This is a genomic window from Acinetobacter sp. YH12135, from assembly GCF_013418565.1.
In the GTDB taxonomy this organism is placed as follows: domain Bacteria; phylum Pseudomonadota; class Gammaproteobacteria; order Pseudomonadales; family Moraxellaceae; genus Acinetobacter; species Acinetobacter towneri.
In genome coordinates this window covers 76,464-102,674 of the sequence record NZ_VPBU01000005.1, presented here as the reverse complement: position 1 = coordinate 102,674, position 26,211 = coordinate 76,464, and the positions used below count along the sequence as shown (strand labels likewise).

General features: G+C 40.9%; 22 protein-coding genes and 1 pseudogene. 20 read left to right on the top strand and 3 right to left on the bottom strand.

What is annotated here, in order from left to right; genetic code table 11:
* The first annotated feature begins 53 nt into the window (after positions 1-53).
* The 15 genes and pseudogenes from FTU70_RS04770 to FTU70_RS04700 all read left to right on the top strand — a co-directional run bounded on the left by FTU70_RS04770 (position 54) and on the right by FTU70_RS04700 (position 18,544).
* Positions 54-1,112, top strand: coding sequence for a pilus assembly protein PilM (locus tag FTU70_RS04770; protein WP_179991402.1), 1,059 nt, complete (start codon positions 54-56; stop codon positions 1,110-1,112).
* Positions 1,112-1,747, top strand: coding sequence for a PilN domain-containing protein (locus FTU70_RS04765; RefSeq protein ID WP_004974461.1), 636 nt, complete (start codon positions 1,112-1,114; stop codon positions 1,745-1,747). Before FTU70_RS04770 ends, FTU70_RS04765 begins: the two co-directional genes overlap by 1 nt.
* The gene (locus tag FTU70_RS04760) at positions 1,744-2,451 is read left to right on the top strand and encodes a type 4a pilus biogenesis protein PilO (RefSeq protein ID WP_180060162.1); all 708 of its coding nucleotides are present in this window, start codon (positions 1,744-1,746) and stop codon (positions 2,449-2,451) included. The genes FTU70_RS04765 and FTU70_RS04760 overlap by 4 nt, the downstream gene beginning before the upstream one ends.
* Positions 2,451-2,975: a pilus assembly protein PilP gene (locus FTU70_RS04755; protein WP_004974465.1), complete on the top strand. Its 525-nt coding sequence runs from the start codon at positions 2,451-2,453 to the stop codon at positions 2,973-2,975. Before FTU70_RS04760 ends, FTU70_RS04755 begins: the two co-directional genes overlap by 1 nt.
* A gap of 60 nt (positions 2,976-3,035) precedes the next feature.
* Positions 3,036-5,171 carry a type IV pilus secretin PilQ gene (locus FTU70_RS04750; protein ID WP_180060178.1) on the top strand — a complete coding sequence of 712 codons (2,136 nt, stop codon included), beginning with the start codon at positions 3,036-3,038 and terminating at the stop codon, positions 5,169-5,171.
* Positions 5,172-5,208: 37 nt separating this feature from the next.
* Positions 5,209-5,751 (top strand): shikimate kinase AroK, encoded by a 543-nt coding sequence (gene aroK, locus FTU70_RS14340; RefSeq protein WP_004974468.1) that lies wholly within the window; start codon positions 5,209-5,211, stop codon positions 5,749-5,751.
* 18 nt (positions 5,752-5,769) lie between these two features.
* Entirely contained in the window at positions 5,770-6,849 is a 1,080-nt protein-coding gene (gene aroB / locus FTU70_RS04740; RefSeq protein ID WP_104852647.1) for a 3-dehydroquinate synthase, read from the top strand.
* Between the two features lie 10 nt (positions 6,850-6,859).
* The gene (locus FTU70_RS04735) at positions 6,860-7,714 is read left to right on the top strand and encodes a hypothetical protein (RefSeq protein ID WP_180060160.1); all 855 of its coding nucleotides are present in this window, start codon (positions 6,860-6,862) and stop codon (positions 7,712-7,714) included.
* 591 nt (positions 7,715-8,305) lie between these two features.
* Positions 8,306-12,781 (top strand): glutamate synthase large subunit, encoded by a 4,476-nt coding sequence (gene gltB / locus FTU70_RS04730; RefSeq protein WP_180060158.1) that lies wholly within the window; start codon positions 8,306-8,308, stop codon positions 12,779-12,781.
* 91 nt (positions 12,782-12,872) lie between these two features.
* Positions 12,873-14,294: an FAD-dependent oxidoreductase gene (locus FTU70_RS04725; RefSeq protein ID WP_180060157.1), complete on the top strand. Its 1,422-nt coding sequence runs from the start codon at positions 12,873-12,875 to the stop codon at positions 14,292-14,294.
* Positions 14,295-14,585: 291 nt separating this feature from the next.
* Positions 14,586-15,176 (top strand): LemA family protein, encoded by a 591-nt coding sequence (locus FTU70_RS04720; RefSeq protein ID WP_019836149.1) that lies wholly within the window; start codon positions 14,586-14,588, stop codon positions 15,174-15,176.
* Between the two features lie 19 nt (positions 15,177-15,195).
* The gene (locus FTU70_RS04715; RefSeq protein ID WP_180060155.1) at positions 15,196-16,308 is read left to right on the top strand and encodes a YgcG family protein; all 1,113 of its coding nucleotides are present in this window, start codon (positions 15,196-15,198) and stop codon (positions 16,306-16,308) included.
* Complete coding sequence (locus tag FTU70_RS04710) at positions 16,302-16,862, top strand: TPM domain-containing protein (RefSeq protein ID WP_180060153.1); 561 nt, start codon at positions 16,302-16,304, stop codon at positions 16,860-16,862. The genes FTU70_RS04715 and FTU70_RS04710 overlap by 7 nt, the downstream gene beginning before the upstream one ends.
* Before the next feature lie 637 nt (positions 16,863-17,499).
* Positions 17,500-18,027 carry a hypothetical protein gene (locus FTU70_RS04705; protein ID WP_180060151.1) on the top strand — a complete coding sequence of 176 codons (528 nt, stop codon included), beginning with the start codon at positions 17,500-17,502 and terminating at the stop codon, positions 18,025-18,027.
* Positions 18,028-18,176: 149 nt separating this feature from the next.
* A pseudogene (locus tag FTU70_RS04700) lies at positions 18,177-18,544 on the top strand (antitoxin Xre/MbcA/ParS toxin-binding domain-containing protein).
* Positions 18,545-18,760: 216 nt separating this feature from the next.
* Here FTU70_RS04700 and FTU70_RS04695 read toward each other — a convergent pair.
* Entirely contained in the window at positions 18,761-19,027 is a 267-nt protein-coding gene (locus FTU70_RS04695) for a hypothetical protein (RefSeq protein WP_005328315.1), read from the bottom strand.
* A 159-nt stretch (positions 19,028-19,186) separates the two neighbouring features.
* Between FTU70_RS04695 and FTU70_RS04690 the strand changes: the two genes are divergently transcribed.
* Entirely contained in the window at positions 19,187-19,396 is a 210-nt protein-coding gene (locus FTU70_RS04690) for a helix-turn-helix transcriptional regulator (RefSeq protein ID WP_180060149.1), read from the top strand.
* 70 nt (positions 19,397-19,466) lie between these two features.
* On the opposite strand, the gene FTU70_RS04685 is transcribed toward FTU70_RS04690, so the two are convergent.
* Both FTU70_RS04685 and FTU70_RS04680 read right to left on the bottom strand, forming a co-directional pair.
* Entirely contained in the window at positions 19,467-19,892 is a 426-nt protein-coding gene (locus tag FTU70_RS04685; protein ID WP_005328313.1) for a hypothetical protein, read from the bottom strand.
* Between the two features lie 15 nt (positions 19,893-19,907).
* Positions 19,908-20,291, bottom strand: coding sequence for a helix-turn-helix domain-containing protein (locus tag FTU70_RS04680; protein ID WP_005328312.1), 384 nt, complete (start codon positions 20,289-20,291; stop codon positions 19,908-19,910).
* A 116-nt stretch (positions 20,292-20,407) separates the two neighbouring features.
* Here FTU70_RS04680 and FTU70_RS04675 point away from each other — a divergent pair, with 116 nt between their 5' ends.
* From FTU70_RS04675 to FTU70_RS04660, 4 genes are all read left to right on the top strand, one after another.
* Positions 20,408-20,596, top strand: a complete 189-nt coding sequence (locus FTU70_RS04675; RefSeq protein WP_005328311.1) for a hypothetical protein — start codon at positions 20,408-20,410, stop codon at positions 20,594-20,596.
* 191 nt (positions 20,597-20,787) lie between these two features.
* The gene (locus tag FTU70_RS04670) at positions 20,788-22,215 is read left to right on the top strand and encodes a site-specific integrase (RefSeq protein ID WP_005328310.1); all 1,428 of its coding nucleotides are present in this window, start codon (positions 20,788-20,790) and stop codon (positions 22,213-22,215) included.
* Positions 22,212-24,149 carry a hypothetical protein gene (locus FTU70_RS04665; protein WP_136143658.1) on the top strand — a complete coding sequence of 646 codons (1,938 nt, stop codon included), beginning with the start codon at positions 22,212-22,214 and terminating at the stop codon, positions 24,147-24,149. The genes FTU70_RS04670 and FTU70_RS04665 overlap by 4 nt, the downstream gene beginning before the upstream one ends.
* Complete coding sequence (locus FTU70_RS04660) at positions 24,146-26,209, top strand: hypothetical protein (RefSeq protein ID WP_180060147.1); 2,064 nt, start codon at positions 24,146-24,148, stop codon at positions 26,207-26,209. The genes FTU70_RS04665 and FTU70_RS04660 overlap by 4 nt, the downstream gene beginning before the upstream one ends.
* Positions 26,210-26,211: the final 2 nt, after the last annotated feature.

Genomic DNA, 26,211 nt, shown 5'->3' with positions numbered 1-26,211 from the left:
ATTAGTAGGTTAAATTTTTTTGGGGATAAAAAAATAATAGGAATGGTACTATTGTGCGTAGGTTATATCGTAAGCCAAGTAAGGGGTTAATAGGTGTAGATATTAGTTCTACTTCTGTTAAGTTATTAGAACTCTCTGTTAAGAATGGTAGATACTGGGTCGAGAGCTATGCGCTGGTCCCACTTCCAGAAGGCAGTGTGGTTGAAAAAAACATTCTCAATCCAGAAGCAGTCGGGGATGCGCTTGAACGTGCATTGAACTTAGCAAACACGCAATCTACATCTGCAGCATTAGCAATTCCAACCTCAATGGTGATTACCAAAATCATTGAAATGGATGCAGATATGACTAGCGATGAGCGTGAAGTTCAAATTCGTATGGACGCCGAGCAATATATTCCATTCCCATTAGATGAAGTCAGCCTAGACTTTGAAGTCCAACCAGACCGTTTAGCCAATCCAAACCGAGTCAATGTGTTACTGGTGGCCACCCGTTTAGAAAACGTGGAAGCACGAGTTGAAGCATTGGATTTAGGTGGATTGACTGCCAAAATTGCTGACGTTGAAAGTTTTGCAATTGAAAATGCCTTTAAAGTGTTTTCTGACACCCTGCCTATGGGTGTGAACACAATTGGTATTTTAGACATTGGTCACACCATGACCACATTGTCGGTTCTGCAAAATAACAAAATTATTTACACGCGTGAGCAAACCTTCGGCGGTAAACAGCTGACTCAAGAAATTCAAAACCGTTATGGTTTATCGTATGAAGAAGCGGGTCGTGCCAAAAAGAGCCGTACCTTGCCAGATGACTACGATGTAGAGGTGCTCGAACCGTTCTTAGAAGCGGTGGTGCAACAAGCGGCACGTTCATTGCAGTTCTTTTTCTCATCTTCACAATTTAACGAAATTGATCACATTTTATTGGCAGGGGGGAATGCCAATATTCCAGGTCTTGCGAAGTTGTTGCAGCAAAAACTGGGCTACCGTGTGACCATTGCCAATCCATTCTTACAAATGGGCTTCTCTCCACAAATCGACATTAAAAGAATTGAAAGTGATGCGCCGTCATTGATGGTGGCATGTGGTTTAGCAATGAGGAGTTTTGATTAATGGCAAAGATTAACTTACTCCCTTGGCGCGATGAGCTAAGAGAAAAACGTAAAAAAGAATTTATTGTATTTTGTATTGCAGCGGCTGCTGTTGGGGTGTTATTGGTGGCTTTGGCGTGGTTCTTCTACAACGCGAAGTTACAAGATCAAGAACAAGCCAATCAATTGGTGATTAGTACCAACCAAAACCTAGATGTACAATTAAAATCTTTAGAAGGCTTGCAAGAACAGCGTAATGCCATTGTTGAGCGCATGAAGCTTATTCAGGGCTTACAAAGTCAGCGTCCAATTGCCGTGCGTTTGGTGGATGAATTGGTGCGTGTGACACCAAGCAATATGTACTTAACCAAAGTGAGCCGTACAGGCAATAAATTCACTTTTGAAGGCAAGGCTGAAAGTCCAAATACTGTGGCTGAATTCTTGCGTAATTTGGAAGCATCGCCGTGGTATCGCAATGCATTTATGAATTCATTCTTAGCCAAAGAAGAAAATAAAGATAAAGCACCAAGCTCTGTGGTTCCTCGTGTAGAGGAAAGTTACGGTACTTTTGTAGTAACTTCAGATTTAGAAGAAATTGCAATTCCAGTAACACCAACAGAATCTAATTCAACATCAGCAGCGGGGGCAGCACAATGAGTCTCGATGAATTTGATGAAGTAAATCAGGATGCTGCTGTTGCTCCGAAAAAGAAAATGACAGTTGAAAAGTTTTTTCAACAGTTCAATACCCTAGATCCTAACAATTATGGTGCTTGGCCACTTTCGGTCAAAATTACTTGCTGGATTTTTATTATTTTCCTGATTCTAGCTTTAGGTTACTTTGTCGTAATCAAGCCAAAGTTAGATGCCATTGCAGCAGCACATACACAAGAACAAAACTTGTTAAATGAGTTCCGTGAAAAAGATTCTAAATTGCGTAATTTGCAGCAATACCAAGCGCAATTACAAGAAATGGAAGCGAACTTTAACCAACAACTTGAACAATTGCCAAAAGAAACTGAAATTCCAGGCTTGGTTGAAGATATTAACGTCACAGGCGTGAATTCAGGTTTGAAGTTTAAAAACATTCGTTTAGAGAACGAAATTAAACAAGAGTTCTTTATTGAACAGCCAATTTCAATTGAAGCGACAGGCGATTATCATGCCTTTGGTTCATTCGTAAGCGGTACAGCAGCATTGCCACGTATTGTGACCATGCACGACTTTGAAATTGTGGCGACTGAAAATAAAGACAAGAAAACCGATATTCCGCAAGTGACCTATAAAGCACGAGCAAAAACTTATCGTTATGTGGGTAGTGCAGATGCACAAACCGCGGGTAATGCTGGAGGAGCGAAATAATGAAAATTGAAAAGCTTTCGTTGGCTCTGATGGTAACTTTGTTGATGGTGGGATGTGATTCACGGATTGATGCAGTCAATGCACAAATGGCTGAAATTCGTAATCAGCCACCACTACCCATTGAACCTGCACCTGTGTTTGAGCCTGCACCAACCTTTAACTATGCAGCACACCAGCTCAAAAGCCCATTTATGCCAAGTTCATTGGCGGCAGAGCTTAAAATTATGGCAGGGAAGCGCGTTTATCCGAACCTTGCTCGCCAGTTACAACCACTGGAAAATTACGCACTTGAGTCACTGACCATGAAAGGCAGTATGCGTCAAAATGGTCAAATTTTGGCATTGATTCAAACACCTGATGGTGAAATTGAGCGTATCCAGCGTGGTAGCTATATGGGGGTAAATCATGGTCGTGTGGTGAATATTACACCTACACAAATTGATTTAATCGAAATTATTCCAGATGGTCGTGAAGGTTATGTAGAACGTCCAAGAAGTTTAGTTTTAATTGGGCCTGCGCCATAAATTAAAGGAATAAAAATGAATAACAGTGTGAAAGATTTTATTTTTGGGGATGGTAATACAATGAACAATTTGTTCCGTCAGTTTTCAATAGGCGCAGTCGCAATGGCAGTGATGCAAGTTGCCAATGCCCAAGTCAGCATTACCAACATCGTACCCATGCAAATTCCGGGACAGGGCACCGAAATTCGTGTCATGTTTAATGGTTTGCCACCTCAACCTGCAGCATATCAGCTGGAACAACCTTCCCGCTTGATTTTAGATTTTGATAAAGCGCAACAAACGCTGAAGCAAAACAGCGTTGCAGTCGCGACCAAAGAAGCCAGCTCTGTAGAGGTAAGCTCAGATGCACAGCGTTCACGTTTAACTGTGAACTTGGCCGATGCGGGCGCATTTACCACGCGTGTTGAAGGCAACACCTTTATTTTAAAAATCAACTCAACAACGGCAACCCCTGTGGCTGCCGTGACTGCCCAACGTAGTGCGCAAGGTGTATCCAATATTGGTTTCCAGCGTGGCGGTGAAGGTGAAGGTCAGGTGGTGATTGATCTACTGGGTAGCAATACTCCTGTAGATGTGCAGCAGCAAGGCAGCAAAATTGTGGTACGTACTTTAGGCAATAAAGTACCTGCACATTTAGCACGTCGTTTAAATGTAAATGACTTTGCAACACCTGTATCGACCATTGATGCACACAATGATGGCAGCAATGGCGTGATTACTATTCAAGCTGCAGGCAGCTATGAATATATGGCATATCAGGCAGAAGACAAGCTAACCATCAGCTTAAAACGCCCTGTCGATAAAAACCCGTTTAAACCGCGTGCAGCGCAAAGCTATACAGGCAAAAAGATTTCACTGGATTTCCAAGACATCGAAGTGCGTCGTGTATTGCAGTTATTGGCTGATTTCACAGGCATTAACATGGTGGCAGCAGACACTGTGCAAGGCAACATTACCTTACGTTTAAAAGATGTACCTTGGGATCAGGCTTTAGATATTATCCTGAAAACCAAAAATTTGGATAAGCGTCGTAATGGCAACGTGATTTGGATTGCACCTGTTTCTGAATTGATTAAAGCCGAAGAAGAAGAAGCCAAAGCGATTGCGCAAAGTGTGAAACTGGCGCCACTACAAACTGAATATATTCAATTGAACTATGCCAAAGCGGCAGATATTGAAAAACTAATTACGCAAGGCAAGAATGCATCACGTGGTGGTTCAAATACCAATACAGGTACTGATCCATTAGGCGATAGCGTTGGTAGCTTGTTGAGTCCACGCGGTACAGTGTCGGTAGATCCACGTACCAATACCTTAATCATCAACGATACATCGGCAAAAATTGATCAAATCCGTCAGATGATTGATTTGCTTGATGTGTCTGTGAAACAAGTGATGATTGAAGCACGTATCGTACGTGCAACCACAGATTTCACCAAAGAGATGGGTGTGAAGTGGGGTATCTTGTCACAAGGGATCACCAACAATAATCACTTGTTGGTGGGTGGTAGTGATACCACTTTGTGGAACTTGCGTGAGCCAGAAGAGAATAGCGAGTTAGGCGGCTATACTTATGATATTGAGCGTCCGCAAAACCTGAATGTCGATTTAGGAGTGACCAGTGCAGGTGCTAGCCGCATTGCCTTTGGTTTAATCAGTTTGTCTGACTTTATGCTAGATTTGGAATTGTCTGCATTACAAGCCGATGGTTACGGTGAAGTGATTTCGACACCAAAAATCCTGACTGCAGATAAGCAAAATGCCAAAGTTGCATCGGGTACTCAAATTCCGTATCAATCTTCTGAGGGTGGAGGTGTCAATGCGGTATCGACCACCGAATTTATTGATGCGACTTTAAGTCTGGATGTGACTCCAAGTATCACACCTGATGGTAAAGTTCAAATGCAATTAAATATCACCAGTGACTCACCAGGTGCAGCAACACCTACAGGTCAGCTCACCATTAACAAGAACGCCGTGAATACCAACGTTTTGGTGGACAATGGTGAAACTGTAGTCTTGGGGGGTATTTTTGAGCAACAAACGGCTAACTCTCAAACCAAGGTTCCATTCTTGGGCGATATTCCTTATATCGGACGTTTATTCCGTAAAGATGTTAAGTCGGAAAACAAACGTGAGTTGCTGATTTTTGTTACACCACGAATTGTTAATGACAGTGTTTCAAGAAATCATTAATATATTTTCAATTTAAACAAAATTTATAGGTGACTCCTTGCTAAGCAAAGAGTTTGATACCCTACCAAATATCTATTTGGTAGGGCCGATGGGGGCAGGCAAGACCACTGTAGGACGCCATTTGGCGGAATTGTTAGGGCGTGAATTTCTAGATAGTGATCATGAAATTGAACGCAAAACTGGCGCTACGATCCCTTGGATCTTTGAAAAAGAAGGTGAACAAGGGTTTCGTAGTCGTGAAACAGCGGTTATTGATGAGTTAACCACACGGCATAAACTTGTACTTGCTACAGGTGGCGGTGCGGTGACTCAAGCCCCGAATCGAGACTTCTTAAAACAACGTGGTATTGTTGTTTATCTATATACCCCTGTCGAAATTCAACTTCAGCGAACCTATCGCGATAAAAACCGTCCTTTACTTCAAGTCGAAAACCCCGAACAAAGATTACGTGATTTGCTTGCAGTGCGTGATCCGTTGTATCGTGAGGTGGCACATTATATTATTGAAACCAATCAGGGTGCTGCGCGTGATTTGGCGCAAAAAATCTTAAATACGATTGTTTCAGAGCAAATATCTTAGGTAGAAAGCGACTTTTTCATGCAGACTTTACACGTTGAACTTGGCGATCGCCGTTACCCAATTTTTATTGGCAGTGATCTTCAGCCCCAAGAATTACTTGCACCTTATATTAAAGGTCAGCAAGTCATGATTGTGACCAATACCACGGTTGCACCTTTGTATTTAAATCACTATGTGACGGCTGTTGAAGCACTGGGCAAGAAAGTGGCAACCTGTATTTTGCCTGATGGAGAAAAATACAAAGATATTCAGCATCTCACCCTTATTTTTGATGCCTTGCTGGAAGCTGGTTTTAACCGTGATTGTACGGTGCTGGCTTTGGGCGGTGGCGTGATTGGAGATATGGCAGGTTTTGCTTCGGCAAGCTTTCAGCGTGGGGTGTACTTCGTTCAAGTACCAACTACTTTACTGTCACAAGTTGATTCCAGTGTCGGTGGCAAAACAGGGATTAATCATCCGCTGGGTAAAAACATGATTGGTGCATTTCAGCAGCCCCAAGTGGTGTTGGCAGATATGTCGCAACTGAATACTTTACCTGAGCGTGAGTTATCTGCAGGCCTAGCCGAAGTCATTAAATATGCGCTTTTGGGTGATGTCGAGTTTCTAGAATGGCTTGAAACGCACATGGAAGCATTAGTGGCGCGTGATCCTGCTGTACTGGCAGAAGCGGTATATCGTTCATGTGCACATAAAGCGCGTATTGTTGCCAATGATGAAAAAGAGCAAGGTGAACGCGCTTTATTGAATCTTGGGCATACTTTTGGGCACGCAATTGAATCTTATTTGGGTTATGGTGAATGGTTACACGGTGAAGCTGTTGCGACAGGGATGGTAATGGCAGCCGATTTATCACAGCGTATGGGCTGGATTTCTGCCGAAGATGTAGAGCGTACAAAAAATATCATTTCTCGCGCCAATTTACCGATAGTATGTCCGCAAATTCCACTGGATCAGTTTTTGGCTTATATGGCACACGATAAAAAAGTGCTGAATGGTCAATTACGTTTGGTGCTCATGAAGCAATTGGGTCAAGCCATCATCACCAAAGAGTTTGACTTAGAATTGATGAAACAGGCGATTTTAGCCAATCAAGCATAAAAGGCAGCATATGACAGCACTGCGTACACACTGGCAAAAAATTCAACAGTCAATTTGGTTGCTGGGCGCGGTGCTGTGTTTATTGGCGGCACTGATTTTTTGGGCGGTGACTGACCGTGAAGAACTGGTTGAAATTGAAAAACAACCAGAGTCTGAAATTGAATTACAAATTCAACCCGAAAAGGTTGCTGCAACCACCTATTTGGGTGGCTTGCAAGAAGAAGTCCGCCCTTTGGAACTCACCACGCGTTTAACGGCTTCTGGTTTGCATGAGGCTGAGTTTCGCGGTACTAAATTTATTCAGGAACAAAAAAATAACAGCACGATTGAACTGTTTCGAGTTAATGATGAAAATATCATTAAAAGTTTTATTAAAAAGCAAACAGATCGGAGCAAGCTGTTTTATATTCGTTTAAGCGGTGAGGGGCAGGCAGAACAATATGTGATGTTATATGGCAGTTTTGGCAATAAACGTGACGCTGCACAGACATTGACCGCACTGCCATTCAAATTTCCTGAAACGATTCAGCCTGTTGTGGTGCAATTTGCTGACTATCGTCCTTATGTCAATGACTTAGGGGCAGATGAGATGGGGCTAAATACCAAATTGCATGCGGTAAATTTACGGCCTGCTGCTGTGCCAAAAATAGATGAAAGTGTCTTAACACGTCCGCAAGCGACACCAAATACAGCACCAAGTACCCAGCCTACTTCACCGCAAAATAGCACCACCAGTACCACAATTACACGTCGTGATCAGGCAGGTAATGTGGTGGATGTGCAGCAATCTCAGAGCGGTACTGTCCCTGCTCAGGTTCAGCCTGATGCACCAGAATCTGAAGAAGTGCACGACCCTTTTAATTAATAATTTAAATTCCACTCAGCATCTCGCACCAATATTGTAATTAAGCGACTGCTTAAGCTTCACTTTTACTCATCTTTTTCATTTATTTTTAAGTTGAGCTATTTTGGCTCCATTGCACCAATTTGATCTAAAAAAGTGATCATCCTGAATTAAAAATACGTTCTAAAATGGCGCAGCATGGTGTATAAAAATAATGAAGTGCACAAAAATAGTGCGAATTTATAGTAAAAATGTGAACTAACGACGATTTTTCTTGAATGAGGCTGATGTTTAGCGCGTGTATAACTAAAAATTAAAGTTGGCATTGTTTTTGCTTTTATTGGTGCGTGAATTGAGTTGTTGTCCCTATTTTGGCGCAAAAAAGATTCAATGATTGTGCGAAACTGTCAAATTTGCCTGCTACATTAAAGTGTAAAAGTTGCGTAAATGATGAATGACACGTTTGAGGTTTAAGCCAAATCAGACTTAAATAAATGCGTAAAACTTCATTTACACAAGATTGATGTTTAGAGAAGTAAATTGAGTTAAATCGCAAAACTAGATTGTTTAATTGGCCCAATTGGGCAAGTAAAAGAAGGGTACGCTATGCACATGCCATCGCCTAATACTGTAGCTCCCGCTCAAGGTTTATACCAACCGGATGAGTTTAAAGATAACTGTGGTTTCGGTTTAATTGCCCATATGCAGGGTGATGCAAGCCATGATCTCGTCAAAACGGCTATTCATAGTTTAAGTTGTATGACCCACCGTGGCGGGATTGCCGCAGATGGTAAAACAGGGGATGGCTGTGGTTTGCTGTTGGCAATGCCAAAGCAATTTTTCCGTGAAGAGGCAAAACGCTTAAGTGACATTACCCTAAGCGAAATCTTTGCCGTAGGTACAGTGTTTTTAAACCTAGACCCTGCCTTGGCGACTCATGCTAAAAATATTCTGACTAAAGAAATTGAAGCTGAAGGCTGTAAAGTTCTGGCTTGGCGTGTGGTGCCAACCAATAATGAGGCATTGGGCGAAATTGCGATGCAATCTTTGCCTGCCTTTGAGCAAATTATTGTCAACTGTCCAATTGGTGTGACAGAAGTTGAGTTTAATCGCAAGTTATTCTTAGCACGTCGTCGTGCAGAGCAACAATTAACTGCTGATCCATATTTTTATGTGACCACCTTATGTTCAACTGTGATCAGTTATAAAGGTTTGATGATGCCTGCTGCGATTGCAGACTTCTATACGGATCTTGCTGATGAACGTTTGGCATCACATATCGTGGTATTTCACCAGCGTTTTTCGACCAACACCTTACCACGTTGGCCATTGGCACAACCGTTCCGTTACTTGGCGCACAATGGTGAAATCAACACCATTACCGCAAACCGTAACTGGGCGATGGCACGTACGCCTAAATTTGAAAACCCACTTTTGCCAGGTTTAACTGAGCTGAAACCTATTGTGAACCGTACAGGGTCAGACTCCTCTAGCTTGGACAACATGCTGGAAATTCTGGTGGGTGGGGGAATGGATTTATTCCGTGCCTTGCGTATGCTGGTTCCGCCTGCATGGCAGAACGTAGAAACCATTGATGCCGATTTACGTGCTTTCTATGAGTTCAACTCTAAGCACATGGAAGCGTGGGATGGCCCTGCAGGTTTAGTAATTCAGGATGGCCGTCATGCAATCTGTATGCTGGACCGTAATGGCTTACGTCCTGCACGTTGGGTGATTACCAAAAACGGCTACATCACTTTGGCCTCTGAAATTGGGGTATGGGGTTATGAGCCTGAAGATGTGATCTCTAAAGGACGTGTTGGTCCAGGTCAAATTTTGGTAGTCGATACCTTTACTGGCAAAGTGCTCGATACGCAGGATGTGAATAACCATCTGAAAAGAATGCGTCCTTACCGTGAATGGTTACGTGAAAATTCAATCCGTTTACAAGGTAGCCCAGAGCTTGAAGAATATTTATGTGACCACGGCTTAAAAGGCGATGCCTTAAAAGCTGCACAAAAAATGTTTATGGTGACCTTTGAAGAACGTGACCAGTTATTGCGTCCAATTGCAGAAAGTGGTCAGGAAGCTGTCGGTTCAATGGGGGATGACACCCCAATGGCGGTATTGTCACGTCAGGTGCGCCATGTGTCAGATTATTTCCGTCAGCAGTTCGCACAGGTAACCAATCCTCCAATTGACCCATTGCGTGAATCTATCGTGATGTCGTTGGAAACCTGTTTAGGTCGTGAACAAAACGTGTTTGAGCAAGGCCCAGAACATGCAGACCGCTTGATTATTTCAAGTCCTGTGCTGACCAATTCTAAAATGCATCAGATTCGCACTTTGGGACGTAAAGGCTATGAAATTGCCGATATCGACTTGAACTATGCAGAAAGTGAAGGTTTGCAAGCTGCTATTCAGCGTATTTGTGAAGCAGCTGCGCAAGCAGTGCGTGATGGAAAAACTTTATTGGTGCTTACTGATAAAAAAATCCGTGAAGGTTATTTGCCTGCCAATGCAGTCATGGCCACAGGTGCGGTACATCACTACTTAATTCAAGTTGGTTTACGTACCGATGCCAACATTATTGTTGAAACTGGCTTTGCTCGTGACCCACATCAATTTGCAGTATTGCTCGGTTTTGGTGCAACAGCGGTATATCCATATTTGGCTTATGATGTGATCAATGACTTGATTGCCAAAGGTGAATTATTGGGCGACCCAGTCTATGCACAAAGCAATTTCCGCAAAGGTATTGAAAAAGGCTTGCTCAAAGTCTTATCAAAAATGGGTATTTCAACTGTAGCCTCTTACCGTGGTGGACAATTATTTGAAGCGGTTGGTTTGTCTGCTGAAGTGGTGAATACCTGCTTTATTGGTGTACCGAGCCGTATTCAGGGTGCTACTTTTGCCGACCTTGAAAATGATCAGAAAAAACTGGCAGACACTGCGTGGAAATCACGTAAGCCAATTGATCAGGGTGGTTTGCTGAAATTTGTCTTTGGCAAGGAATACCACGCTTTTAACCCAGATGTGATCAATGCGTTACACAAAGCAGTGCGTTCAGGCAATTATGCAGATTTTAAAGAATATGCAGAAATCGTGAACAATCGCCCTATTGCGACTATTCGTGATCTCTTTAAATTGAAAACAGACAATTCAATTGCCTTAGATCAAGTGGAATCGGTTGAGCAAATCCTGCCACGTTTTGACTCTGCGGGGATGTCTTTAGGTGCGTTGTCACCAGAAGCACATGAAGCCATTGCGATAGCCATGAACACCATTGGTGGGCGTTCAAACTCAGGTGAGGGCGGTGAAGATCCTGCACGTTATGGCACGATTCGTAACTCGAAAATCAAACAGATTGCTTCGGGACGTTTTGGGGTAACACCTGCTTACTTAACCTCTGCAGAAGTGTTGCAGATTAAAGTGGCGCAGGGTGCAAAACCGGGCGAGGGTGGTCAGTTACCGGGCGGTAAAGTGAATGGTTTGATTGCACGTTTGCGTTACTCTGTGCCAGGTGTAACTTTGATTTCACCACCACCACATCACGATATTTATTCGATTGAAGACTTGTCACAATTGATTTTTGATTTAAAACAAGTCAATCCACAAGCCATGGTATCGGTCAAGTTGGTATCTGAACCAGGCGTGGGGACCATTGCAGCAGGTGTAGCCAAAGCCTATGCCGACTTCATTACCATCTCGGGCTATGATGGCGGTACAGCAGCATCGCCACTGTCATCTATTCACCATGCAGGTTCGCCGTGGGAGTTGGGTTTAAGTGAGGCGCATCAGGCATTACGTGTGAATGACTTGCGTGGCAAAGTTCGTGTGCAAACCGATGGTGGCTTAAAAACTGGTTTAGATGTGGTGAAAGCGGCAATTTTAGGTGCGGAAAGCTTCGGTTTTGGTTCAACCCCAATGATTGCCTTAGGTTGTAAATACTTACGTATTTGCCACTTAAATAACTGTGCAACTGGGGTAGCGACTCAACAAGATCATTTGCGTGAGGAACACTATATTGGTGAACCACAAATGCTGATCAACTTCTTCACTTTCATTGCGGAAGAAACCCGTGAATGGTTAGCTGCACTGGGTGTTGCTAGCTTGAAAGACTTGATTGGTCGTACCGACTTGCTAGAAATTTTACCGGGTGAAACCGAAAAACATGCGCACTTGGATTTAAGCGCCTTGTTGGAATCGCACCCTGCGGCAGAAGGCAAAGCACAATATTGTCAGGTTGAAGGCAATGCACCGTTTGACAAAGGCGTCTTGGCTGAAAAAATGATTGCAGAGATGTTGCCTGCAATTGAAGCAGGTACAGGTGGCGAATATTACTTTAATGTGAGCAACTGTGACCGTTCAATTGGTGCGCGTATTTCAGGTGAAATTGCGCGTCGTTATGGTAACTTGAGCATGGAACATCATCCTGTCAAATTGAACCTTACGGGTACTGCGGGACAATCTTTAGGTGTTTGGAATGCAGGTGGTTTGCATATCAAACTTGAAGGTGATGCCAATGACTATGTGGGTAAAGGCATGGCGGGGGGACGAATTTCCATCTTCCCACCAAAAGGTTCGCCTTTCCAAACTCAAAACACAGCCATTATTGGTAATACCTGTCTCTATGGTGCAACCGGTGGTAAATTATTTGCTGCAGGTACGGCAGGTGAGCGCTTTGCGGTGCGTAACTCAGGTGCCTTCGCTGTGATTGAAGGTGCAGGCGACCACTGCTGTGAATATATGACTGGCGGGATTGTCACGGTATTGGGCAAAGTAGGACACAACTTTGGTGCGGGCATGACAGGTGGTTTTGCCTATGTACTGGATTTGGATAATGACTTTGTAGATCGTTACAACCACGAATTGATTGAGCTGAATCGTATTTCGACTGAAGCGATGGAAGAACATAAAGCATTCTTAGGACGTATTTTAGATGAACATATTGCCGAAACAGGCAGTGCGTGGGCGTATAAGATCCGTCATGAGTTTGATTTCTATAGCCGTAAATTCTGGTTGGTAAAACCAAAAGCTGCGAACTTGCAGACTTTGTTGAAAACCACCCAAGCAGATCCACAATAATCCACGACTCAGCATTCGGCAGATGTGGATAACTTTCGACTTATACCCAGTGTAAATGTCGCGTTATCCACATCCACCTACGGAGAAAGACATGGCAGAACGCCTACATAATGACTTTCAATTTCTGGATGTAGCACGCCAAGATCCAGAGAAAAAAGATCTCGATGTCCGCAAAAATGAGTTTGTGGAAATTTATAAACCGTTTACTGCAGAAGTGGCGGCCAATCAGACCCATCGTTGTTTGGGCTGTGGTAACCCGTACTGTGAATGGAAATGCCCTGTGCATAACTACATTCCGAATTGGCTCAAACTAATTTCGGAAGGTCGTATTTTTCAGGCAGCAGAATTGTGTCATCAAACCAATACTTTGCCTGAAGTTTGTGGACGGGTTTGTCCACAAGATCGTTTGTGTGAAGGCGCATGTACCTTAAATGATGGTTTTGGTGCAGTCACCATTGGCAATGCCGAAAAGTACATCAACGATACAGCTTTTGCCTTGGGCTGGCGTCCAGACATGTCGCATGTGAAATGGACCGATAAAAAAGTGGCGATTATTGGTGCGGGCCCTGCAGGTTTAGGCTGTGCCGATATCTTGGTGCGTAATGGCGTCAAACCAGTAGTTTTTGACAAACGGCCTGAAATTGGTGGCTTGCTCACCTTTGGTATTCCAGAATTTAAAATGGAAAAAGACGTGATGAAACGCCGCCGAGAAATTTTTTCGGGCATGGGGGTTGAATTCCGTTTAAATACCGAAATTGGTAAAGATATCACGATTGAACAATTGCTTGCAGATTACGATGCCGTGTTCATGGGCATGGGCACTTATACCTATATGAAAGGTGGATTTGCTGGTGAAGATTTAGATGGTGTTTATGATGCGCTGGATTTCTTGATTGCCAATGTCAACCGTTGCCAAGGCTGGGAAAAAGACCCTGCAGAATACATCAGTGTTGAAGGCAAAAAAGTGATTGTACTGGGTGGTGGAGATACTGCCATGGACTGTAACCGGACTTCTATTCGTCAAGGTGCACAGGAAGTTACTTGTGCCTACCGTCGTGATGAAGCCAATATGCCAGGTTCACGCCGTGAAGTGACCAATGCACGTGAAGAAGGCGTGAACTTCTTATTTAATCGTCAGCCGATTGAAATTGTCGGAGAAAATGGCAAAGTCACCGGTGTAAAAGTGGTGACGACTCAATTGGGTGAGCCAGACAGCCGTGGTCGTCGTAGTCCAGAGCCTGTACCAGGTTCAGAAGAAGTTTTAGCTGCCGATGCCGTATTACTTGCTTTTGGTTTCCGTGCTAGCCCTGCGGACTGGTTTAGCACTGCCAATATTGGGGTAGATGGTTCAGGTCGTGTGGTTGCAGCAGAACAGCAAACATTCAAATTCCAAACGTCTAACCCGAAAATTTTTGCAGGGGGCGATATGGTACGTGGTTCTGATTTGGTGGTGACTGCAATTTGGGAAGGTCGTCAGGCAGCAGAAGGTATTTTAGATTATTTAGAGCTCTAAACGAGTTTGCTTTGCTTAGATCTAGAAAGGGCTGAGTTTTAAGGAATTCAGTCCTTTTTTAATGGATATTTTATCCAGCTCATCTTCATGTGGAATGTATTGCCATTTCTGATTCATATAAGGTTTAAGAGCTGAAACTTCAATATCAATTCTATCTGCTGTGCAAGGTTATTGTTGGATGTAAACAGTTTGGTGATTCGCTCGATTAAACAAAATACACAAACAGGTCAGAATTTCACGTTAGAATGAAATCATTTCAAACAAATACAAAGAAAATTTAGAGGTTAATGTATGAATTTCACAAAAAAAACCATGCTTGCAGTGGCTTTAACCAGTACTTTGACATTAAGCGGCTGTGGCTATAACACCTTACAAGTGAAAGACGAAGCTGTGACTGCTTCTTGGTCAGAAGTCCAAAACCAATATCAACGCCGTGCTGACTTAGTGCCAAACTTGGTGAATGTGGTCAAAGGCTATGCCAAACACGAAGAACAAGTCTTGACTGAAGTCACTCAGGCACGTGCCAATGTCGCAGGCTTAAAAGTGGATAAGTCGGTATTGGAAGACCCTGCGTTATTCCAGAAATATCAGGAAGCACAGGCGCAAATGACCAGTGCCTTATCACGTTTAATTGCGGTGTCTGAAAATTATCCAGACTTAAAAGCCAATGAGCAATTCCGTGATTTACAAGTACAACTAGAAGGCACAGAAAACCGTATTGCCGTGGCGCGTAACCGTTACATCAGCACAGTGCAAGACTTTAACAGCTATGCACGTCAGTTCCCGCAAGTGATGACCGCAAAAGTCATTGGTATGGACACCAAACCAAACTTCAGTGCTGAACAAAGCGCACAAACAGCACCGAAAGTTTCGTTTGAATAACGCCTAGGAGGATGCCTGGATGCTGCAATCGCACAGCAAGACCTGTATAAATCTAGTGCAGATGCTGCTGCTCATGGCAGTTATGTGTTTCAGCTGCTTGGCATATAGTGAAGTTGCCACTGCAACTGATGAAACTGCCGAAGCTGTGGTGCTGGGTAAAATTGTGCAGCAACAGCATCCTCAAAATGCCAACCCTATCCCAGATCTTGCAAACTCACGCCACTCTACATCGAGCACTCAGCAAGCACCTATAGAAACACCCGTTCAGCAACCGAAAATTGCCAATGATATGGCAGAGGGTGAGTCTATCCGTGCTTTGCCGACTTTGAATCAGCCCGTGGTCGATCAAGCCAATTTGCTCACTGCTGCAGAAAAACAGCAAATCAGCCAGCGGATTTTAAATTTACATCAACAAGCCAAAGCACAAATTGGGGTGGTGATTGTACCGACCACAGGGCAGGAAGATATTTTTGATTTTGCCATGCGGGTCGCAGAACAATGGCAGCTCGGTTCTGCCAAGCAAGATAATGGTGTGTTGATGGCAATTGCAGTCAATGACCGCCGTATTCAAATTTTAACAGGTTATGGTTTAGAGGGTGTACTGCCTGATATTGTAGTGAGCCGTATTATTAACCAGCGCATTACCCCGTATTTTAAACAAGCGCAATATGCTCAAGGCATAGATGCAGGCTTGGCAGAAATTGAACGGATTTTAAACTTAGACCCCGAAGTTGCTGCACAGGCTGCACAAGAGTTGAAACAACGTCAGGAACAAGCCTTACAAGAACAACACGCGCGTGAAAAAACCTTGAGCACTGCTTTATTTATTTTAATTGCAGGGGTAATTGGCTCACTGATTGTCGGAAAACGCTTAAGTGCTTCAACCGCTGCCGTGGCAGGTACAGTGGCAGGTTTGGTCAATGGTGCAGGCTTAATCACCAGTTTAATGATTGGCGCGGGAATTTTCTTTTTACTCATCACTGCCATTGCACAGACCATTTTCCAAATTTTCTTGTCCTCTGCAGGGCGTGGAGGCGGACGTGGTGGTGGTTTTGGCGGCGGTTTTGGTGGCGGTGGCTATAGCGGCGGCGGTGGTGGCTTTGGTGGGGGAGGAGCATCAGGATCATGGTAACCAAAACAGATACAACAGAAATTATTACTCAACCGAAAATTGACATTGAAGCGCGTCCGAGTGTAAAGCGTTGGCTGAAGCATTTCTTTTATTTACCTGCCACCAAACGTTTTTTTAATGCGCAGGATCAACATGCCATTGCAGAAGCAGTGACTGCCGCCGAGCATGGGCATGTGGGTGAAATTCAGGTGGTGATTGAAGGCTGTTTACCCTCGCGTTTGGCGTATGCGGTAGATACGCATACCCGCGCGCGCCAATTATTTGCAGAATTGGGTGTTTGGGATACTGAACTGAACAGCGGGATTTTGCTGTACCTGAATTTGTGTGAGCGTAAAGTGGAAGTTGTCATAGACCGTGGCATTAAAAGCGCGACCATGCAACAGGTGTGGGATGAAGTCTGTGCGCATATAGTGCAGGGTTTGGCACAGCAACAATATCGGCAAGCTGTAATCACAGGTGTGCAAGAAATTGGTGAAATTTTGGATGTATTTTATGACCGCCAGTTGCTCGATCAGCAAAATGAATTGAGCAATGCGCCGATTATTTTGGGATGAGGGTTGTTGGTGTTTTTCTCTTTTTTTAATCCTTTTCTTGAGCACAAATTTAAGCACGGCTTTAAGTTTGTGCGCAAGAAAGAGAATGCAACGAGGGTTCCTCTCTTTTCTAAAGAGAGGCTAGGAGAGATTTTTTAAACATGGGTGGTTTTCACTACATTTGACTTACTTTTTCAAAAAGGGAAACCACATCAGCACAAAAGATAATCACCGCACACAAGCTAAATTTGCTGAAATTTAGATCAAAAATACAAATAGATGTGTGATAGGTTTATTTTAAAATTATAAAACGTGACTCATAGCTCTAAAATTGACAAAATTTGTTAAATTTACAATTTCCACCTGACAATATTTGTCACTTTTTAACAAAAATACACAGTCGAATTAAAAGTTCTAAATTTTTTATGTGTAAGATGCTGTTTTTTTATGAAAATTATCTATAATAAAAGTTGGCACGTTAGATGCTAAATATAAATAGCTTTAACAATTAAGCTTATAAATAAACATAAAACATTTGTGGAGAATGTTATGAAATCAGTTCAAAAGGGTTTCACCCTTATCGATACTCCATAAGTGTCCATATAAAATGAACAATCCATAAGTAAGTCAATATGGACATAAAAATAATAAATTTGATATGAAGAATAAATATCATCTTTTTCTACTTTTTTCACTCTCCGTTTTTACTCATGCTCAAAAACTAGACCTAATTCAATATTCAGATATTTCATCAATTCCTCAAATTGCTTTGAATCCAAAAATCCAAACAGAACTTCAAACATTGTTAAAGTATGATTATCTAAAATTTCAATCTCATTTTGAGCATTATTCAGCCCCGTATTTACTGAAAACAGATGAGGCTCTGTATTATGAAGGTAGGTCTAGAACCAGTTTAGATGCTTCATCAGCGATTGTTTTTAAAGATGGGCGATTGTTTGCTGCAATATATTTTGCCAAAACCAAGACGTTAAAATACTTTAGCAACGATGCGAGTTGCTCAGAACAGTTACATCCTGCGATTCAGGTTTTTGCTCAGCAGCGTGAAATTCAAAGTATTGAGTATGTAACAGCTAGAGAGGATACAGCTTTAAAATATAATCTTGGTTTGCTTTCTCAATGTGAGACTTACATAGAAAAGATAAACAAGCGAAGTTCAAGAAAATAATCAAGTTTAGGGTATTTATAATTTACTTTGAATCTCATTGAGATTGTTGGTGTTACGCTACGGTATTGAAGGGCTTTAAGCATTAAGCTTGTATGATATTGTTAGATTTAGGGCTTGATCGATAAAAATATAGAGCTTGAGGTGATGCTATGACGTTATTGGAACAGCAAGCTTTACCAGAAGTTGTGTTGGGAAAATCAGTACTTAGGGCTGCTAAACAGCTCTGTCTTAGTCAGTTTCAGCTCGCAATAGTGTTGATATGGATGACGAGGCAATCACTCAATTACAAAACCAACCTGAATTAGATCCAAATTCTAAACAGGGTAAATTAGCACTGTTGCTGATTCGTCTATATCAGGCTTTGCATGCTTTGACAGGTGGTGATCAGGCGGTGATGAAGATTTTTTTAACTTCTGAAAATCGAGTCACTAGCGGTATCCCAGTTCATCAAATTGAAACGATGAGTGGCTTGATTTCTGTTCTTAATTTTGTTGAAGCGATGAGAGCGAAGCTGTGATGCAGATGGCTTTGTTGTATAAAGCTGCCCATAAGGGAATTGAAAGTATTCAAAAGACGATTCCACAAGTTATGCCATATTACAACGCATCAAAAGTTAAAAAGTCATAATTTTTTAACCATTGGACTTATAATGTTGATATCTATCCAAAAACTATATATTGCTTAATTTCAATTTTTATTGGGGGAGATACTAGCTATCTCCCCTTTGTTTGTTTTATTCCGCAAAGTTTGCAAACATAATTTTAGGAAAATTTTTCATGAAGTGGCGTCTAACATGATTGAAGTCACTGAGATCATGTTGATTTTTTTCAAAATAATTAACCCAGGCTAAAGTTGCATCTTGGTCATTTAAGTTGGGGTTAACATTCAGAAATAAAGCTAAATCAAATGTACGGTCAATATTAAACTCTTTGATTAGTGCAACAGCAGTCGAGCGGGCTTCTTCTGAAACAGAGAATTTTGGGGAAAAGTAGTTATTCATAGCTGAACTTCCTTAAAAAACTATATAATGAAATTTAGAAAGGTTAATTTGTTTTTAATAGAACAATATAACCTTCTGTAGGTTAAAATATCACTGTAAAACACAATTATCAAGTTAATTTAACCTGTAGTAGGTTAAATTTTTATTTTAAAGGTTGTTATGATTAGATGTAGGCTGTCAACTTTGATGGGTGAGCGAAAAATTTTAAAGCTAAGTGAGGTAGCTCAAGCAACTGGTATTAATCGCAATACGCTAACGAGTCTTTACTATGATCGTGCAATACGAATTGAGCTTTCGGTTGCTAATACCTTGTGTAAATATTTTAATTGTAATATGCAGGATTTATTTGAATACAGCGAAGATTCGTAAATCAGGGAACTAAGTAGTCCATAATTTATTGATAAATTTAGAAATAAATTAGAGTGGGCAAAGTTTTATGCTAGTGATAGCTTAAATTTTGATTAATATATTTTTTTGCTAAAACATGAGCATAGATTCTGCCTACTAACAAAATTAAGCAGCATAACGTTAATGTTGATAGAAAGGGAATAAGCGAGGTAATAAAAGGATTTTCTTGAAATATGAGTCCCATAAAATTTGGTAATCTTCCCGTAAAGAAATAGAATCCACTGATTATTAAGACACAGATTATCAAGCAAATTGCGATAGCATGTTTTTGATAGCGAAAATATGTCTCATTACGAAACGATGAGATACATTGATTACAATAAGGAAATCTCTGATAGTCTTCATAAGAAAGCATTCCATCACCATTTTTACATGGCAATGAGTGATTAATTGTTAGATCACCGCCACACACATTGCCTGTATTTGAATGACCGACAGAAACAAAATTATTTGCCATAAAAATCCTAATTATTTACTTTAAATTAATATTTTTTCCTGCAATATTCCCATCATTGTCATTACCAACCGTTACAACATTACCCCTAAGTGATTCTGCTGTATTTTGAGTTAATAACCCTGCCAAGATATGCCTTTGTACAGTTTCTGATGCTTGTCGAAATAATTCAATCAGCATTTTTTCTTGTGTTGTCAGACTTAAAGACTCTCTTTTTCCAGTTAAAACGTAATTAATATCAAAGCCTAAATCCGTAAGTTTAGCAAGATACTCTGCATCTGGGGAACGTTTGCCAGTTTCATAATTAGACTGGGTGGGAATTGCTACACCAACAAATTCTGCTACATCTTTTGCTTTTAAATTCAATCTATTACGTTCTTCTGTTAAAAAAATCTTATTCATTCGAATAAATCCTATTGATTTAAGTTAATCAAACGATTAATATTAATTTGTTAGCGATACTTACATAGTGTAACACGCTCGAGATTGTCATGAACTAATACGCAAGGATAAACGATATGAAAGGAAAGCCATTCTTGGTACGGCTACCGAATCCTGAAATTCGTGAGGCTTATAAACGATATTGTTCAGATCATTTAAGAAGTCTTGATGCGCAGTCATCAGTACTGATTATGAGAGAACTTAAAACCCAAGGCTATTTGAATGATTTATCAAGTATAGATCAAAAAATGCTACAAAATAGATAGATGCTGTGGGCTAAATTTAAAAAGTAAATATTTTCATTCGGCAAAAAGTATAAAAGCCCATGGTTACGACATGAGCTTTTATGAATGTCTTGATTGGCATCTAGACACTTCAATTTTGATGGATAGGGGCATTTTTGTCAATCCTACCTCAAGGTCGCTTTTTGCCTGTTTTTAATAAATAGGAGGCTCACATGAGCACTAAATTTAAAAATGGTCAGTCACGCTACCAATCAAAAGCAAAAGTTGTGAGCATCAAAAAATTTCAGTTATTGACGTTGGTTAAGGCAACTCGTTGTTTAAGTGATACAGAGTTCAAAGAATATGGTAATGCTTACCTCGAATTTCCCGTGATTATTCAGGGAGATGGAAGTCCATCAGAAGTTTTTAATCTGTATTTGCTGAAAAAACTTGAGCAAACAATACAGTACGATTTTAAAACTTTTGCATCTATTGCGAATCAGCTTGTTGATTTTCAGCGCTTTTTGGAAGATGAACAGCTAGATTGTTTGAAATTCCATAAACTGAAACAGTTGAATGCGATTTTTAAATATCGTACTCGTCTGATTGAGCAAGCGAATGCAGGTCTAATTTCGGCTAGCTCAGCACGTAATCGAATTAATGCTGTTGTGAATTTTTATCGATTTCTTGTTACAGAAGATTTGATCGATCACCAACGTTACGGGCTTCCTTTCCAAGATGTTTACAAATATATTGCCGTCGATAATGAATTTGGTGCACGTAGAAAAATGGCAATCAAGTCGCATGATCTTGCGATTCATGTGCCTGCTAAAGCTCATAATTCTGAAGTGATTGTAGATGGTGGAGAGTTAAGTCCACTGACCGTTGAAGAACAAATAATCATATTAAAAGCATTGCTGAAGTCATCACGTGAATATCAGTTGATGTTCTATCTTGCATTATTCACTGGCGCACGTTTGCAAACTATTTGTACTTTAAGAATCTGTCATTTGCCGGATAAGAAAGTTGATAGTCATAGCTTTATCCATCTGTCAGTTGGATCGGGTACAGGTATTGATACTAAATTTCAAAAGCCGATGACTTTATTAATTCCAGGTTGGTTAGTACAAGATCTTAAAATCTATATTAATAGTGAGCAAGCACGTCAGCGTAGACAGAAGTCCAATTATGGGGATTCAGATAAAAATTATGTATTTCTCACCAAGCTTGGTACGCCTTTCTACACAAGCAAAGCAGAACAGCAAGAACTAACAGAGAAGATTAAAGCCTCTGACTCATTTGGAACTAAACTTAAACTCTATGAAGGCGAAGCGGTGCGCAGTTACTTAAAAGTCGTGCTATTACCAGAAATCCGCTTGATTGATCCACAATTTCAAAGCTTTAAATTTCATGATTTACGTGCCAGCTTTGGTATGAATTTACTGGAAAGCAAGTTACAGCATCTGCCCGAAGGACATTCGGCTATGATAGCTGTCGAATATGTGCAAGCACGCATGGGCCATTGCAACATCAGAACCACTTTACAGTACTTGAACTATAAATCACGATTGCAATGGCGTAGTAAAATTCAGCATGAGTATGAGTCAAACTTGATGCAGTATGTGATGTCTTCTGTCAATTCAGCAGGAGAATTGTCATGAATTTTAGACGCTCTCAGCTTTTTTTGCATATTGCAGATAGCAATAGACAGATTATAGAACATGAACGACTTGTTCTTGCTTGTAAAGATAAAACCGCTGCATTTAGTTTTAAAACTTTAGATATCGGAACTCTCTTTTTTCGTAAAAGAGAATTGTATGAAACTGTATCTGAAAATGAAATTTCTGCATCGTTTGATGAAAAAAGACGTTATTTTTTGCAGTGTTTAACTGACTATTTACTGCAAATGAGCGGATCCGATCTATCAAAAGGATTGTTTTATTATACAAGCAAAACTTTTTTAGACTGGATTGATAGTCAAAACAAAAATTTTGACTTATCGAATAAAGACAGTGTGATCGATGCGTATCGTCGTTATAGCAAATATTTAGTTGATCGCACTTTGCTTACGGATACAGAAGAGGAAAGTTTGGCTGCACATACAGCAAAGCAGTATCAGCGTAATGTAGCCAAATTAATAGCATATGTATTTGACTGTCACGAAATTGATATTGTTAGTCAAGCGATGCAAGTACAGTCTCAGCGTTATGATGTTCCTATATTACCGATTGCGGAGGAAGATCATCAGAAGACTTATGCTACTTTGCTTAATGTATTTCTTGAAATCCACCGTATCGTTGTTCAAGAAGGAAACTTTCCCGCACATTTTCAATCTGTGAATGAAGAAGACTTCTATTTTTACTCGGGCTTTCATCATCAAACTGAAAAACAGCATATCCAGTTTGATATACAGAGTTATTTAGCCAAATATAGCTCGATTCCGACATTGTCAAAGATGTTGGCTGATTTTGAATTAGAAGAAGATAGTGAATATCGAAAGCGTTTACGTGAGAATCGCAATCAAGCCATTCGTAACCTTGAGGAACGTAATAAAGACAAACGACACATGGAGCGAGAGCGACTTGCTTCCTATGGTCTTTGCATCGGCATGCTGTTATTTATCGCAAAAACTGGAGCCAATCTAGATACAGCACAGCAGTTGCAATTCGATACAATGGAAATCTTGCCATCAACACAAGGACGTCGTTTTTCAGGTACAAAAAGCCGCGCAGGTGGAAAGACGGTACACCCTGAATTTGGGGTGAAATTTGAGCCAATTTTTAGAAAAATTTTAGAACTTCGGGCTTGGTATATCCAAGATGAACCATGTGATTTCATCTTTCCGTTACGTAACGAAATTCAACAGTTGGGACCTGTTAGCTACGGCAGATTACAATTAATAAAAAAGTTTTTTCAGCGCATTTTCCCCAAAATGGTTTGGATTACACCGCAACAGTGGCGTAAGCATGTCAGTAGTCAATATGTACAGCTCAGCGATGGAGATTTATTGCTCGAAGCTGAAAAAATGGGACACTCACTCGATACTGCGAAGAAAAACTACAGTCGAACTTCATTTAAAGATGCGAGTCAGCAAATTTCGCAATTCTTTCATGAGTTGCGGGACGTTGCCGTAGAAAAAACTCGAACTGTTGAACGTATTGCTGTGCGAACTTTAGATGAAACTGTTGATGCTCAGATCTTACCTGTAGGTGCATGTATTACAGCAGCTCCACAGCCTGAAAAAGCTATTGGTTTTACCGCACAAGCTCCAACCCCAAACTGCCAACAATTTGAGAATTGCCTGTTCTGTCAACACTATGCAGTCCACGCTGATGAAGAAGATATACGTAAGCTTTTGTCACTAAAAAGTTTACTCGGCTATGTCAAACAAAAAGCAACGGATTTGATCAAATGGGAGTCGCAGTTCGGTGTTGTTCTACATCGTATTGATGAAGTACTGACTGAGTTGTCAAACCCTTATGAAACTTTAAGAGATCGTATTTTGTCGATTCAGGAAGAAGTTGAAAGTGGCGATTTAGACGCGTATTGGCTGAATCATTTTGAGCTTTTAATTGATTTGGGGTGGATATCATGAGTTCATTTAATTCATATTTGTATTCACTGGGTATTTCTGAACGCTTTTTACCTGATGAGTACAACTTACAGAATAATCAGCTGACTGTTCCAGCATCTTTTGTATTGTCTCGAATGAAAAATGGTGGAATTCTGTCCATTTACTCAGATAAGGTTTGGGACCTGTCACCGTATTTACCGAATTGTATTTGCCGTTTGAATTTTAATACGTGGCTTGAAAATGCGCGTGAAGATGATTTTCTATTTTGTCAAATTCGCATAGAAATGAAAAAAATTATCTTTGCTTTACTTTATATAAAATCTGGCAAGTCGATTATTAAAAGTATTGAACAGCGGCATACTGTTTTGCGCCAGTTTGCTGCAATTGCATACCGAAATGGTTGCACCTTGCAGCAATTATTTAGTGATGCTGCTTACAGACAAAAAGTCCAAGATGCTTATGTTAATGTGGGTTATCAAAAAGCAATCCATATTAAAGCATTTTTAACTGATTGTGTTGCATTGCAACAGCAATATCCATCACTCATACCAGCATTTAGTACATATAAACCGATTGAGCATTTGGCAAAGTTCGCTGCTCAATTACACTTACAATCCAACAAAGTTGGTCCACAAACCAAGCTCATTCCTTCACGTATTTACATAAACTTAATCAATAGCTTGGCAGAAAAACTGAAAGAATTTAATCAGTATGCCCCTGCACTTCTGAAATGGTTTCAGCGCAAGCAGCAGGATCCAACTTTTGCACTGATGCCGACTGAATTCAAGCGAAAGCGTACTCTACATCCGATCAGTTTTGTTGATGCTCGTGATTTGTTTGGTCTAACAGCACTTTTTGAACGTAATAATATTCAAAAACATGCAAACCTTACTCTCTATATGACAGCCATTCAAGGTATGGCAAAACTTTGGATTCATTTGTTCTCTGGTATGAGAGATGAAGAGGTGAGTCAGCTGTCTTATGGCTGCTATCGAACTATTCAAAGTAATGAGCATCTTGTGCACGTCATTATGGGCTATACCTCTAAATTACATGGTGGTGGAAACAAGTCCACGTATTGGATCACTTTTGAAGATATCCAGTTTGGGGTGCGTGCAGCACAAAGCATTGGTGAAATCTACGCCCTGCTCAACCCACATTATGATATGTCTAATCCTGCTGAATACCCATTATTTCCAACCCTATACTCGCAGAAACATCGACATAAAAAGAACCGAAATATTGAAAATGAAACCGATTTTATTTCCAATTTTTCAGGCGCACCGACCCGAACACAGTCCAATTTTAACGAGTATTTGAACCATATTTCGGCATTACTTGGCGATGAGTTACGCATCTGTGAAGCTGATATAGCAGAGCTAGAAGCATTCGATGGTTTTCGTAACTGGCGTGAAGAGAAAGACTGTCAAATTGGTGAATACTGGAATATTTGTACCCATCAGTTCAGGCGTTCACTCGCAGTATATGGTGCACGTTCAGGCATTATTGGATTAGGAGCTTTATCCGTTCAATATAAGCATTTAACCGAAGCAATGACTTTATTTTATCGAGATAATGCTGTATTTACGCCGAATATTCTAGCCAGTGATAGCCAAAAGGAATTTATTCAAGAGCTGGAATATCAACGTCTCGTTCATTCTTATACACAATTTGAGGACGGTGTAATTAACAGTTCTAGTCGTTTGCTAGGCGGTGCAGGAACCTATTTGCAATTGCAAAAAGACCGTGAGCAACTACTCACAGTATTTCCAAACCGTGATGAAACGATTAAGCGCATGAAGAAGGGGGAAATTGCGTATAAGCCTAGTCTTTTTGGTGCTTGTACTAATCCTGATTCTTGCGAAAAAATTTCATTTACTGCCATTACGAGCTGTCTGAGTTGTGCCCATGCAGTTTTTGATACTGGCAGTGCTGAGAAAATGCAAAAAGCGGTTCAGCGTATACAACGAGAGCGTGATTCACAAGTGCAAGGCAGTTTACTATACGGGCAAATGGACAGCGATATTATGGCTCTAAATAAGACTATTCAAAAAATTAAAATGCTAAATATTGAGGATTAAAA

Bases quoted from the DNA above. Each gene is read 5' to 3' on its own strand.
- FTU70_RS04760 (WP_180060162.1), top strand. From the start codon at position 1,744: ATGAGTCTCGATGAATTTGATGAAGTAAATCAGGATGCTGCTGTTGCT.
- FTU70_RS04710 (WP_180060153.1), top strand. From the start codon at position 16,302: ATGGTAACCAAAACAGATACAACAGAAATTATTACTCAACCGAAAATT.
- FTU70_RS04690 (WP_180060149.1), top strand. From the start codon at position 19,187: ATGATTAGATGTAGGCTGTCAACTTTGATGGGTGAGCGAAAAATTTTA.
- FTU70_RS04685 (WP_005328313.1), bottom strand. From the start codon at position 19,892: ATGGCAAATAATTTTGTTTCTGTCGGTCATTCAAATACAGGCAATGTG.
- FTU70_RS04750 (WP_180060178.1), top strand. From the start codon at position 3,036: ATGAACAATTTGTTCCGTCAGTTTTCAATAGGCGCAGTCGCAATGGCA.
- FTU70_RS04720 (WP_019836149.1), top strand. From the start codon at position 14,586: ATGAATTTCACAAAAAAAACCATGCTTGCAGTGGCTTTAACCAGTACT.
- aroB (WP_104852647.1), top strand. From the start codon at position 5,770: ATGCAGACTTTACACGTTGAACTTGGCGATCGCCGTTACCCAATTTTT.
- FTU70_RS04660 (WP_180060147.1), top strand. From the start codon at position 24,146: ATGAGTTCATTTAATTCATATTTGTATTCACTGGGTATTTCTGAACGC.
- FTU70_RS04695 (WP_005328315.1), bottom strand. From the start codon at position 19,027: ATGAATAACTACTTTTCCCCAAAATTCTCTGTTTCAGAAGAAGCCCGC.
- FTU70_RS04705 (WP_180060151.1), top strand. From the start codon at position 17,500: ATGAAGAATAAATATCATCTTTTTCTACTTTTTTCACTCTCCGTTTTT.
- FTU70_RS04755 (WP_004974465.1), top strand. From the start codon at position 2,451: ATGAAAATTGAAAAGCTTTCGTTGGCTCTGATGGTAACTTTGTTGATG.
- FTU70_RS04680 (WP_005328312.1), bottom strand. From the start codon at position 20,291: ATGAATAAGATTTTTTTAACAGAAGAACGTAATAGATTGAATTTAAAA.
- FTU70_RS04735 (WP_180060160.1), top strand. From the start codon at position 6,860: ATGACAGCACTGCGTACACACTGGCAAAAAATTCAACAGTCAATTTGG.
- FTU70_RS04715 (WP_180060155.1), top strand. From the start codon at position 15,196: ATGCTGCAATCGCACAGCAAGACCTGTATAAATCTAGTGCAGATGCTG.
- FTU70_RS04670 (WP_005328310.1), top strand. From the start codon at position 20,788: ATGAGCACTAAATTTAAAAATGGTCAGTCACGCTACCAATCAAAAGCA.
- gltB (WP_180060158.1), top strand. From the start codon at position 8,306: ATGCCATCGCCTAATACTGTAGCTCCCGCTCAAGGTTTATACCAACCG.
- FTU70_RS04725 (WP_180060157.1), top strand. From the start codon at position 12,873: ATGGCAGAACGCCTACATAATGACTTTCAATTTCTGGATGTAGCACGC.
- FTU70_RS04675 (WP_005328311.1), top strand. From the start codon at position 20,408: ATGAAAGGAAAGCCATTCTTGGTACGGCTACCGAATCCTGAAATTCGT.
- FTU70_RS04765 (WP_004974461.1), top strand. From the start codon at position 1,112: ATGGCAAAGATTAACTTACTCCCTTGGCGCGATGAGCTAAGAGAAAAA.
- FTU70_RS04665 (WP_136143658.1), top strand. From the start codon at position 22,212: ATGAATTTTAGACGCTCTCAGCTTTTTTTGCATATTGCAGATAGCAAT.